The sequence below is a fragment of the Calothrix sp. PCC 7507 genome, assembly GCF_000316575.1.
Taxonomy (GTDB): domain Bacteria; phylum Cyanobacteriota; class Cyanobacteriia; order Cyanobacteriales; family Nostocaceae; genus Fortiea.
In genome coordinates this window covers 302448-314890 of record NC_019682.1, presented here as the reverse complement: position 1 = coordinate 314890, position 12443 = coordinate 302448, and the positions used below count along the sequence as shown (strand labels likewise).

The window sequence follows — 12443 nt, the reverse complement described above, 5'->3', positions numbered from 1 at the left end:
TTTTTGCATTCATCATTTCTCTATGGAGTGCGGTAAACTCGACCTTTCCAAGCGCCGCCTCGCCCTTGCCAATGGCGGATGGCAGAATCTAGAGTCATGAGGGTATAAAGAAAGGCGATCGCCGGTAAGCACCAGACTAACCAGGGAGAACACCGATAAAACCGGATAGTGGGTAAGTAAGCCACACTCATCAATAGCCATGCTGATAAGCTGGTGAGGGCGATCGCTAAATTCCCCATCAATAAACCCACAATCACCCCCACAGGGGGAACCAAATAAATCAGAGTCATTGCTAGCAAGGTTCCTCCTAGCAAGAATGGGGAATAATTCAATTGAGTATAAGCAGTCCGGGCCACCATTTGCCAAACCGTCTCTAAAGAGGGATAAGGACGTAAACTGCGAGTTAAAGTACTCAATCCCAACCAGATACCGCCATTCCCACTCTTCTTCACAGCACGCGCTAGGGCACAATCATCAATTAAAGCTTGGCGAATCACTGCAATCCCGCCGATGCGTTCTAGGGCTTCTCTACGAATCAGAATAGAACCACCAGCGGCTGCAGCAGTGGCGTTTTTTGGGTTATTCACCCAGCGAAAAGGGTAAAGTTTTTGAAAGAAAAAAACAAAAGCTGGAATCAAAAGTTTTTCCCATAAGCTTTCACATCTGAGTCGCACCATCACCGAAACTAGGTCTAAATCCTCTTGTATAGCTTTAGCCACCAAGCGCCGGAGACTACCCACGTCATGCTGAATATCTGCATCAGTGAGGAAAAAATAGTCTGGTGTAAAGACACTAGCTTTTTGAATACCTTGCTCAACTGCCCAGAGCTTACCTGTCCAACCGGGGGGTAATGATTCGCCAGCAATAATATGTAATTGCTGGGGTTTATTGACTGCGTGGGCTACCCCTTCGGCAAAATTTGCTGTGCCATCTGTGCTGCGATCGTCTACTAGAAACACCTGGAAATCGCCAGGATAGTCTTGGAGTAAAAGCGATCGCAAGGTAATTGGCAATAAATCAGCTTCGTTGCGCGCCGGAATGACTACACAAATTGTAGGTAAGGATTGCAGATGGGTTTGTGCTGCTTCTAATTGCTGATCTGCCCGCCAAAACTGCCCCCGTAAAATCAGTAATCCTATCCATATGATTAAGGATAAAAGCGTCAGCCCTAAGACAATTGCCGCCATGACTTAAAGATAAAAGATGAAACCTTGATATTTTATACTTGGTACAGGCCGCAAAATGTAACTATAAAATATTCCGTTCCTCGTTCATCGCAGAAGGGAACTGTGGCAAGTTGTGGCTGGACATTTAGACCCTAACCACAACCTCCCGTTGCCCGTTCCCTTGTTAAACTATTTTTGAGGTTGAGTAGTACTTGATGCAAACGCAAGACAGGGTAATAGTCAATCAAACTGCAGCGGCGATCGCAGCCAGTCAACAATATCTACTTTCGATCCAAAATCCAGCGGGTTACTGGTGGGCAGAATTAGAATCTAATGTCACGATCACAGCAGAAACTGTTCTCTTACATAAAATTTGGGGGACAGACATCACCAGGCCCCTGCACAAAGTTGAGGCTTATCTACGTCAACAGCAGCGAAATCATGGCGGTTGGGAACTGTTTTATGGAGATGGGGGCGAACTCAGCACCTCAGTAGAGGCTTACATGGCGTTAAGGCTGTTGGGTGTCCCCAACACAGATCCAGCCATGATTCAGGCACGCACCTTTATTCTCCAACGAGGCGGCATCAGTAAAACGCGCATCTTTACCAAATTACACCTCGCCTTAATTGGCTGTTACGACTGGCGCGGTTTACCTTCACTACCAGCCTGGGTGATGCTTTTGCCCCCGGCTTTCCCCTTTAATATTTACGAGATGTCCAGCTGGGCACGTTCTAGCACAGTACCACTGCTGATTGTCTTTGACCGGAAACCTGTTTTTATCACCGACCCGGCCATCAACTTAGACGAGCTGTATGCTGAAGGTGTCGATCAAGTCCAGTTTGCACTACCCCGCAATGGTGATTGGACAGATTTATTTATCACCCTAGATCATGGGTTCAAGTTGGCAGAAAGTCTGAATTTATTGCCTTTCCGCCAGGAGGGTATCAACGCCGCCGAAAAGTGGATTTTAGAACGCCAAGAAGCTACAGGTGACTGGGGTGGGATTATTCCCGCGATGCTGAATTCCCTGCTAGCTTTGCGGTGTCTGGATTACGATGCATCTGATCCCATTGTGGAACGCGGACTCAAAGCAGTTGATAACTTTGCCATTGAAACCGAGGATAGTTACCGAGTCCAACCTTGTGTTTCACCCGTTTGGGATACAGCCTGGGTAATACGCGCTCTAGTCGATTCTGGCTTTACACCAGATCATCCTGCCATAGTCAAGGCTGGAGAATGGTTATTAGATCAGCAAATTCTCGACTACGGAGATTGGAATGTCAAAAATCGTCAGGGCAAACCAGGCGCTTGGGCATTTGAGTTTGACAACCGTTTTTATCCAGATGTAGACGATTCGGCGGTGGTGGTAATGGCGCTACATCAAGCGAAACTCCCTAATGAAAAATTAAAACATGCAGCGATCGCCCGTGCTGTAAATTGGATTGCGTCTATGCAATGCAAACCAGGCGGTTGGGCGGCTTTCGATTTAGATAACGATCAAGACTGGCTGAATGCTGTACCCTACGGCGACTTGAAAGCTATGATTGATCCAAATACAGCCGATGTCACCGCCAGAGTGCTAGAAATGCTGGGGGCTGGTAACTTAGCAATTGATCCTGATAATTTAGCAAGAGCGATCGCCTATATCATCAATGAACAAGAACCAGAAGGCTGTTGGTTTGGTCGTTGGGGAGTCAATTACATCTATGGTACTAGTGGTGTTCTCTCAGCTTTAGCACTCATTGATCCTCTAAAATATCAACTCAATATCAAACGCGGTGCAGCTTGGTTAGTTAGCTGTCAAAACCCAGATGGCGGTTGGGGTGAAACCTGTCGCAGCTACGATGATCCCAGCCTCAAAGGACAAGGAACTAGCACCGCATCTCAAACAGCTTGGGCCTTAATTGGACTCATAGCAGCTGGTGAAGCCACTGGCGAACTGGCTGATCACACCCTTGAAAAGGGAATTAATTTCCTTTTAACCACTCAACAGCCAGATGGTACTTGGTACGAAGCAGACTTCACCGGTACCGGCTTCCCCAGCCATTTTTATCTGAAATATCACATGTATCAACAATACTTCCCTTTAATTGCCCTCGGTCGCTATCAATCAGTTTTAGACAATGGAGAGTGGGGGAATAAATCTTGACTCTTGACAAATGACCAATGACAAAAACCAAATGACAAAGCTAATCGAATACGAAGAAGCTACTGACGAAGTACGCGCAGTATATGATGATATCCGGGCTACGCGCCAGAATGATTATATTAATAATTTCTGGAAAGCTATAGCCAATCATCCTCCCACTCTGCAGCGAACGTGGCAGACTGTGAAGGAGGTGATGACCAGTCCTGGTGAAATTGATCCACTGATGCGTGAACTAATTTATATCGCCGTCAGCGTCACCAACGGCTGTGATTACTGCATCGCCTCACACACAGCAGCAGCACGTGCTAAGGGGATGAGTGACACTACATTAGGTGAATTGTTGGCGATCGTTGCTACTGCAAACACAACTAATCGTCTCGCCAATGGTTATCAAATTCCAGTAGATGAGCGATTCAAAACCTAGAATCTTGTGGAGTGCAGGTATAGTATTCCTATTTTATTTGTAACAATTTCCATTGGTAGTTTTGTAGGGTGGGCAATGCCCACCGTATCATCGTGTTGGTGGGCATTGCCTACCCTACGTATATTTCAGAAATCAAATCTGATTCATCTCTACAGCAGTTTTCGTAGAGCCTAAAACCCTACGAAAAAACTGTGTTATGACTAACTCGCCTATGAGAATAAGAGCAAAATTTTAAATTTCAGCACCTGCTTTTGCTTCGGCCCCCATTGGTGCAACATAATCACGGAAAAGAGTAATTTGTTGCTCAAAAGGTAAAGCTTTAATTTTGTTAAACAGTGCTTCTGCTTCTGAGGAAAGTCGATAATCTGCTGGTACAGGAACGATGGTTGTGCTTTCCATACCTTGACCTAACTGATACCAAAATAGCAGCTTAGTTGTATCACCCAAAGACCCATATTCACGGGAAATTAGAGTATCTGCCTTATTAATTAGATCACGTTGAACTTGCAGTTGCTGTTCATGAGTTAATTCTTTAACTTGATTGAACAAACCTTCGGCAATTGCAGGTGAAGCTGTACTCGCACCAGGGGCTGCTGGCGTAATGGATTTACCAATTTCTGTGTAAATGAACCAGAATAAAGCCAGTTGTTGATCCACATGTAATCTTTGCCATGACTGCACATGTTCGCGAATAGTTGGATCGCTAGTTTGAGTATATGTCATTAGAAATTCTCATTACCATTCCTAAGATGTCACGATTAACCGTATCAAATGTATATATGTGGCTTAACCCTACTGAAGACAGATGTATCTTAACCAAAGAGAATAACAATTGAAGATAGAAAACAGACAAAAGTTACACGTAGCTAGGACTTACACATTGACAGGCAAGACCAAATATAAATGTTTAGAAAAACTACATCTGCCGTAGGGGCAATTCATGTAGACGCGGAGCGGTGATTAGCGAAGCGATAGCGACTGTGCGTAGCGTCAGCATCGCGTATATGTGCGATTAGCCGCACCCTCCAAGGGTGACGACGGAACTTCGGATTAAGAGAAGCCGCTTGTTGTGAGACACTCACTCTTATAGCGTTTCCCGACAAGCGTGACGTACACCCGTAGGGCACGGCAATGCCCATTGGTGTCAACTTAAGCCACAGATGGCTTATTGCAAGGCTTACCTACCACGGGAATGAATTCCAAGGCTAATAGGCAAAGTTTACTAAAGTAAACTGGGGATAAATGATAATTTTTAGTCATCTTGAGATGACTTTTGCTATGAGACTCAGAATTCATTCTGAGGCGGGCTATGAGTTTCACGTTAAGTTGACACTAATGGTCACTGCCGTGCTACTACACCTCGCAATATAATGTTGTACTCCATCTGGGAACCGCTATATATAGAATAATTTTCACTAATCAAATACCAAGATTGCACAGAGAGTATCAGTATTTCTCCCCATAGTGTAAGATTTTTGAATATTATTCCTAATAACAAATATTGGTGAATTAACTGCATATATAAACAACGCAATCCGAGGATTTACAAAGGAGAATAATTAAAATATATATATTCTTAATGCTAAAAATCTTCTGGTATCAGGAAAGGAGTTGTCAGTATATATCAGGCTTACAGCTACTTTTGGCAATAAATAATCTCAATAAAATAGCCTAATTATCAAATAATTTGAACATATATAATTTTGCCGATGTAGTGTTCAGATACATTTTATTTGTATCCTGAGTTGTAACTAGAAGTTGTAGAACTTGGTGTTCAATATTTTTTATGACTTACGATAACCGCGCCACAGTACGAAGAGTTTTAATTATCACACTACTGCTAAACTTATTTGTGATGGCATTAAAAGCATTTGTGGGCTATTCAACGGGTTCACTCAGCTTGCTAGCTGACGCCTTGCATAGTGTGACAGATAGCGCCAATAATATTTTAGGATTGATTGCTAGTAGGTTTTCTTCCCCACATCCTGATCGCGAACATCCTTATGGACATCACAAGTTTGAAGCTGTGGGAGCTTTAGGAATTGCTGCATTTTTAGGGATAGCTTGTTTTGAAATTCTGCAAGGAGCAATCGAGAGAATTCTCAAAGGTAGTGAACCTGTAAAAATATCAGCACCAGAATTGTGGTTATTACTAATTGTTCTGGGTGTGAATATCTTTGTCACTTTTTATGAACGTAGTGAAGGTAAGCGGGTAGGTAGCCCAATTTTGATTGCTGATGCTACACACACCATGAGTGATGTTTGGGTAACTATCACCGTCATTCTCGGTTTAATTGGGATTTGGTGGCTAAATTATCAATGGCTGGATGTGGTGTTAGCTTTTCCCGTCGCTTTGTTGGTATTTTGGAGTGGTTGGTCAGTTTTAAAAGAGAATTTACCTTGGCTTGTAGATCAAATGGCGATCGCCCCAGAAGCAATACACGCGATCGCTACTTCTGTCCCTGGCGTGATTAACTGCCATGATATTGCGTCTCGTGGTGTTCTTGGCCGCCAAGTTTTTGTAGAAATGCATCTCATCGTTGATGCACCAGACGTAGAAACAGCACACCGGATCACCGAAGCCGTAGAAAGGCGATTAGAAGAACGCTTCAGCCCGGTGAGGATTTTAATTCACGTCGAGCCGCCAGCATACCAGTCTGAGAAAATTAGCTTTGAATCTCAATAAGTTAGTCTGTTGACTGTTGACTGATAACTTCTTGTACTAGTCTCGATAATGAGCGGCTAAATTTGTTATGATCGCAACTAGTTTTTCTGGTTCAACTGGTTTACCTATATGAGTTTGAAAGCCAGCTTCTAAGGCACGAATCCGATCCTCACTATCAGCATAGGCGGTTAAGGCAACAGCAGGAATCCGTCCACCATCATTTGCTTTTAGTGTACGCACCTTGCGAATCAAAGTATAGCCATCTTCACCAGGCATAGCAATGTCACAGATCAAAACATCAGGTTGCAATTTAGGTAGCACGTCCATCGCCGCTGCGGCTGATGCAACTGCTGTGACGGTGCCTCCATCTGCTTCCAATACGGTAGAAATATAAAAGCGGCTATCATCATCATCATCAACCACGAGGATGCGTAAGCCCACAAGTGGGAGAGGAGGTTGCATACAGTCTCCGTTAGCGTTGAAAAACAAAGAATTGTCTGGAAAAAGCGTCTTGTCTACTTCTGCTTAGACCATACCAATGGCAATTTTACAGCGATCGCGTCAATTATTTACTAAAGAAGTCTAAAGCATGAATTATATCCGTACATACCGGACTAAGTTCTCCTGCATTAACTCACCTTATACGTAATTTCATAATTCATAATTCAATTAACTCATTTAGTAGTCCAGACTAGCATTGATAATTTCAAATCAAGTAAATTTTTAAAAAATTTTACTAATTTTGTAATTACTTAAGGTAGCATGTAATCAATAGCATCAACCGGAATAAAGTTGTTTAACTTAATAAAAATCAAACTTTATTACGATTTAGGTGTAAATTTTTAACTTTCTCCTAGTACTCATAAAAGAAAGAAAAATATGAAAGCTAGACTTTCTCCTAAAAGGTTAAGATAACTTTGAGAACTAGGGTGGATTCGGAGAGATTTAAAAACACTTCCTAGCTGCCACTCTGATTATTGGGGAATAAACATGAAAAGCGACGAAATTACTGCCCCATTCCAGCTTGATGTGACTAACTGTGAACAAGAACCGATTCATATTCCTGGTGCGATTCAGCCTCATGGAGTCCTGTTAGTTTTAAAAGAACCAGAGTTAACTATCTTACAAATTAGCAATAATACATTTCATTTTTTGGGAATACATCCACAAGAACTATTGAATCAGCCTCTGAGCAGGCTATTAGATACTGAACAAATTAACTTCTTAAAAGAAGGTTGTTCTCAAGCAGATTTACATTTTATCAATCCCCTGGAACTCATCATTAAAATAAATGATAAAATTACAGAATTCGATGGTATCGTTCATCGTTCAGATGGAGTTTTAATTCTGGAATTAGAACCGGCATTTTCCGAGAAGAATAACGCCTTTTATCAATTTTATCATTTAGTTAAACTGTCTATATCTAAAATCCAAGGAGCAGCGAGTTTAACAGAGCTTAGTCAAGTTCTGGTCAAAGAAGTGAGAAAAATCAGTGGTTTTGATCGGGTGATGCTCTATCGATTCGATGAAAATTGGCATGGCGTAGTAATTGCGGAAGAGAAACCAGAATATCTCACTGCTTATTTAGGGTTGCACTACCCTGCTTCTGATATTCCTCCACAAGTCAGAAAACTCTATACCCAAAACTGGCTAAGACTGATACCAAATATTAATTATCAACCTACGGCAATTGTACCTGTAAATAACCCTATAACTGACCAGCCCCTAGATTTAAGTGAGTCAGTTTTACGCAGCGTTTCGCCTTTACATATTGAATATCTGCATAATATGGGCGTGACAGCATCAATGTCAATCTCGATTATGAAAGATAAAAAATTATGGGGGCTAATTGCTTGTCATCATCAAGTACCTAAATATGTTCCCTATGAAATTCGCAACGCTTGTGAATTTTTGGGACAAATAACCTCTGTAGAACTAGCTGCAAAAGCAGATAGTGAAGACATTGAATATAAAATGCAGTTAAACTCAGTGCAGACAAAATTAGTAGAGTATATATCTGCCGAAAAAAACTTTATTGATGCCTTAATTAACAAGGAGCCAAACATACTTAATTTAGCAAATGCTCAAGGTGCCGCAGTCTGTTTTCATGGGGAGTATTTTACTGTGGGAAGCACTCCAGAAAAACAGGATATACAACATTTGCTGGAATGGATGAATCTACATCTACAGGAAGAGATTTTTTATACTGACGCCTTATCAAAAGTTTATCCAGCCGCAGAAAAATTCCGGGATGTTGGTAGCGGTGTGATGGCGCTTTTTATATCTCAAAGTCAGCGAAACTGTGTTTTGTGGTTTCGTTCGGAGGTAGTGCGAACTGTAGATTGGGGAGGGAACCCGAATAAACCCGTAGAAGTATCAGAAAACGGGGGTGTGCGTTTATCACCTCGGAAGTCTTTTGATTTATGGAAAGAAACAGTGCGATCGCAATCTCTCCCCTGGAAACCCTGCGAAGTGACTGCAGCATTGGAGTTGAAGAGTGCGATCGTTGGTGTAGTGCTGCGGAAAGCCGATGAACTAGCACAGCTAAATATTGAACTAGAACGCAGCAATAAAGAATTAGATGCTTTCGCCTACATTGCTTCCCACGATTTGAAAGAACCTCTGCGCGGTATTCACAATTACTCTAATTTCTTGATTGAAGACTATGGCGCTACCTTAAACGAAGAGGGTAAAGCTAAATTAAACACCCTAATTCGTCTCACACAGCGGATGGAAGATTTAATCGATTCCCTCTTACATTTTTCTAGGTTAGGAAGAGTGGATCTTTCCATGCAGGATACTGACCTAAATATTATTGTCAGTGGAACTTTAGCATTGTTGAGCGCCCGCATTGAAGAAACCGGTGTAGAAATCCGGATTCCTAAACCACTACCAACCATCTATTGCGATCATGTCCAAGTGGGCGAAGTCTTTAATAATCTCATAGCTAACGCCATTAAATACAATGACAAAACCGAAAAATGGATTGAAATTGGCTATATTGACCATCCATCTTTACCCACGACATTCTACGTGCAAGATAACGGTATTGGCATACGGGAAAAACATTTTGAGGCAATTTTCCGGATTTTTAAACGATTACACGGACCGAGTAAATATGGCGGTGGTACAGGAGCCGGATTAACCATTGCCAAAAAAATTGTTGAGCGACATGGCGGTACAATTTGGGTGGAGTCAACATATGGCGAAGGCACTACATTCTATTTCACATTGCAGGGAGTGAGCTAAAAGCATGATTGGTAAATATGCCCAACCTTTGCTCGTAGTTGAAGATAGTGATGAAGACTTTGAAGCTTTTTGTCGAGTCATGGGACGACAAGCTGTAGTCACTCCGATTTTTCGCTGTACCGATGGCGATGAAGCCTTAGACTTCTTGTATCATACTGGTAACTACAGCAATCCCCAAACTGCACCGCGTCCAGCAATTATTTTGCTCGACTTGAATTTACCAGGAACCGATGGGCGAGAGGTTTTACAGCAAATCAAACAGGATGAAGATTTGAAATATATTCCTGTAGTCGTATTTACCACTTCTTCTAATCCCAGAGATATTGAAATATGTTACCGCTATTGTGTCGCTAGTTATATTTTGAAACCAATTGACATTAACAGATTGGTGCAAACAATTCAAAGCTTTGTCAATTATTGGTTAGACATTGTAATATTTCCTGATATTGTTAGCAAATAGTTATGGCGCAAGCGCTAACTGTCTTAATTATTGATGATTGTCTGGAAGACCGCGAAGTTTATCGCCGTTATCTTCTGCAAGATAGAGAATACAATTACACAATTCTAGAAGAAGAATCAGGAGAAAGGGGATTAGAAGTATGTCGGCAATTTCAGCCTGATGGCATCTTATTAGACTTTCTGTTGCCAGATTTAGATGGTTTGGAGTTTTTGGAGCAATTAAAAAAGCAAGCGAAAGCTGCTATGCCCGCTGTGATTATGTTAACTGGATATGGCAACGAAGCTGTAGCTGTCCAGGCGATGAAACGGGGTGTGCAAGATTATTTAGTTAAGGGACAAACAACAGGGGATCTATTACGCTCCACTGTCCACTCAGCAATTAAAAACGCGCAACTTTCCCAAGAACTGCAACGGAGTGAGGAACGTTTCCGCACCTCAATTGAAAATATGCTGGATTGCTTCGGCATTTATTCAGCTATTCGCAATCATAGAGGTGAAATCTCAGACTTTCGCATTGATTATGTCAATGCTGCAGCTTGTGAATTTAACCAGATGGCTAAGGAAAAACAACTGGGGAAGGGGTTGTGCGAAATTCTGCCTATTTATCGGGAAAGTGGTTTATTTGATGAATATTGCCAAGTTGTGGAAACCGGTAAACCTTTAATTAAAGAATCGCTGATCTACACTTCTTTTGATAAGACCAAAGCCTTTGATGCGCGCATCACTAAAATGGGAGATGGCTTTGTAGCTTCCTGGCGGGATGTAACCGAAAAAAAGCAAGCAGAAGAACGCTTACAAGAAAGTCAGCGGTTAATCGAACGCATCGCCGAAACCACTCCAGGGATTGTGTATGTTTATGACTTGGTTGAACAGCGGAATGTCTATATCAATCGTCAAGTTAATAAATTGCTTGGTTATACCGCTCAACAAATTCAGGCTCAGAGTCCAGAATTTCTACCCCAGTTCATGCATCCTGAAGATTTAATTTCTATTGCTATCTTTTTCCAAAAATTTAACTCAGCTAAGGATGGCGACATTCTCGAAAATGAGTATCAGATGCGACACGCCAATGGCGAATGGCGTTGGTTTTTTAGTCGAGACACTATCTTCACGAGAAATGCTGACGGTTCACCTCGCCAAATCGTGGGAACAGCCTTTGATATCACCGAACGCAAACTTGCTGAAGTAGCTTTGCGCCAAAGTGAAGAACGCTACCGTTACTTATCGGATGCTGTACCCCAAATCGTCTGGATTAGTAATGCTGAAGGTGAATGCGAGCATATAAATCAAAAATGGGATGAATTTACTGGACAGCCAATTGAGCAGGCGATGGGGTTTGGCTGGACAGAAATTGTGCATCTAGACGATATCCCAGGAATGATGGAGAAATGGCTAGCAGCGGTGCATACAGGGGAACTCTACGAACACGAAATGCGCTATCGCAGCCGTGACGGCACTTATCGTTGGCATTTAGCACGAGGCTTACCCATGAAAGACGAGCAAGGAGATATCATCAAGTGGTTTGGAACTAGCACAGATATTGACGATCGCAAACAATTAGAAGCTGAACGTCACAGACTCTTACAACTGGAGCAAACTGCCCGCGCTGCAGCGGAAGTAGCTAACAATACTAAAGACGAGTTTGTCGCTATGGTATCTCACGATCTGCGATCGCCACTGAATGCCATTATGGGCTGGGCGAAACTGCTGCGGACTCAGCAAATGGATACAGCAAGCATTAATAATGCTTTAGAGACTATCGAACGCAATGCCAAATCCCAAGCAACACTCCTAGAAGACTTGCTGAATATGTCTCGGATTATTCAGGGTAAACTACAGCTGAATTTAGGAAAAGTCAACTTAGCTGCAATTGTCGCCGGGGCGATGGAAACCGCCTACCCTTCCGCCCATGCAAAGAGTATTTGTCTAGAATCGGTAGTTGACAAGTCAATTCCACCAATCAGAGGCGATTGGAACCGCTTGTTACAAGTTCTCGGAAATTTGCTCTCGAATGCGATGAAGTTCACCCCATCGGGGGGACAGGTGGAAGTCAAACTATTACGGAACGGCTCTAACGCCGAGATTACCGTAAGCGACACAGGAATCGGCATCAGTCCAGAGTTTTTACCCCATGTTTTTGAACGTTATTTTCAAGGCGATCGCATTCACAAACAAAGTGGTTTAGGACTGGGTTTAGCGATCGCTCGTCATCTCGTCGAACTACATGGTGGGACAATTGAAGTAGCTAGCCCAGGTGTTGGGCTAGGTTCTACCTTCACAATTAAATTACCATGCTGAAGGGAAGAATTTATCTTACACAGAGACTCAGC

The 12443-nt window shown here is 42.5% G+C and carries 9 protein-coding genes; 6 read left to right on the top strand and 3 right to left on the bottom strand.

Features of this window, described 5'->3' with window-relative positions:
• Positions 1-20 precede the first annotated feature (20 nt).
• Complete coding sequence (locus CAL7507_RS01445) at positions 21-1187, bottom strand: glycosyltransferase (protein ID WP_015126636.1); 1167 nt, start codon at positions 1185-1187, stop codon at positions 21-23.
• 194 nt (positions 1188-1381) lie between these two features.
• Between CAL7507_RS01445 and shc the strand changes: the two genes are divergently transcribed.
• Complete coding sequence (shc, locus tag CAL7507_RS01440; RefSeq protein ID WP_015126635.1) at positions 1382-3316, top strand: squalene--hopene cyclase; 1935 nt, start codon at positions 1382-1384, stop codon at positions 3314-3316.
• 31 nt (positions 3317-3347) lie between these two features.
• On the top strand, positions 3348-3740 hold the full coding sequence (locus CAL7507_RS01435) for a carboxymuconolactone decarboxylase family protein (protein WP_015126634.1): 393 nt from the start codon (positions 3348-3350) through the stop codon (positions 3738-3740).
• Positions 3741-3971: 231 nt separating this feature from the next.
• Here CAL7507_RS01435 and CAL7507_RS01430 read toward each other — a convergent pair whose 3' ends face one another.
• Positions 3972-4463: an orange carotenoid protein N-terminal domain-containing protein gene (locus CAL7507_RS01430; RefSeq protein WP_015126633.1), complete on the bottom strand. Its 492-nt coding sequence runs from the start codon at positions 4461-4463 to the stop codon at positions 3972-3974.
• A 1063-nt stretch (positions 4464-5526) separates the two neighbouring features.
• Between CAL7507_RS01430 and CAL7507_RS01425 the strand changes: the two genes are divergently transcribed.
• Positions 5527-6426 carry a cation diffusion facilitator family transporter gene (locus CAL7507_RS01425; protein ID WP_015126631.1) on the top strand — a complete coding sequence of 300 codons (900 nt, stop codon included), beginning with the start codon at positions 5527-5529 and terminating at the stop codon, positions 6424-6426.
• Positions 6427-6462: 36 nt separating this feature from the next.
• Here the strand turns inward: CAL7507_RS01425 and CAL7507_RS01420 are convergent, their stop codons facing one another.
• Complete coding sequence (locus CAL7507_RS01420; RefSeq protein WP_015126630.1) at positions 6463-6867, bottom strand: response regulator; 405 nt, start codon at positions 6865-6867, stop codon at positions 6463-6465.
• Between the two features lie 528 nt (positions 6868-7395).
• On the opposite strand from CAL7507_RS01420, the gene CAL7507_RS01415 reads away from it, so the two are divergent.
• The 3 genes from CAL7507_RS01415 to CAL7507_RS01405 are packed head-to-tail and all read left to right on the top strand — an operon-like array spanning position 7396 to position 12411.
• Positions 7396-9654, top strand: a complete 2259-nt coding sequence (locus tag CAL7507_RS01415; protein WP_015126629.1) for an ATP-binding protein — start codon at positions 7396-7398, stop codon at positions 9652-9654.
• 4 nt (positions 9655-9658) lie between these two features.
• Positions 9659-10114, top strand: a complete 456-nt coding sequence (locus tag CAL7507_RS01410) for a response regulator (protein WP_015126628.1) — start codon at positions 9659-9661, stop codon at positions 10112-10114.
• A 2-nt stretch (positions 10115-10116) separates the two neighbouring features.
• Entirely contained in the window at positions 10117-12411 is a 2295-nt protein-coding gene (locus CAL7507_RS01405; protein WP_015126627.1) for a PAS domain-containing protein, read from the top strand.
• Positions 12412-12443 lie beyond the last annotated feature (32 nt).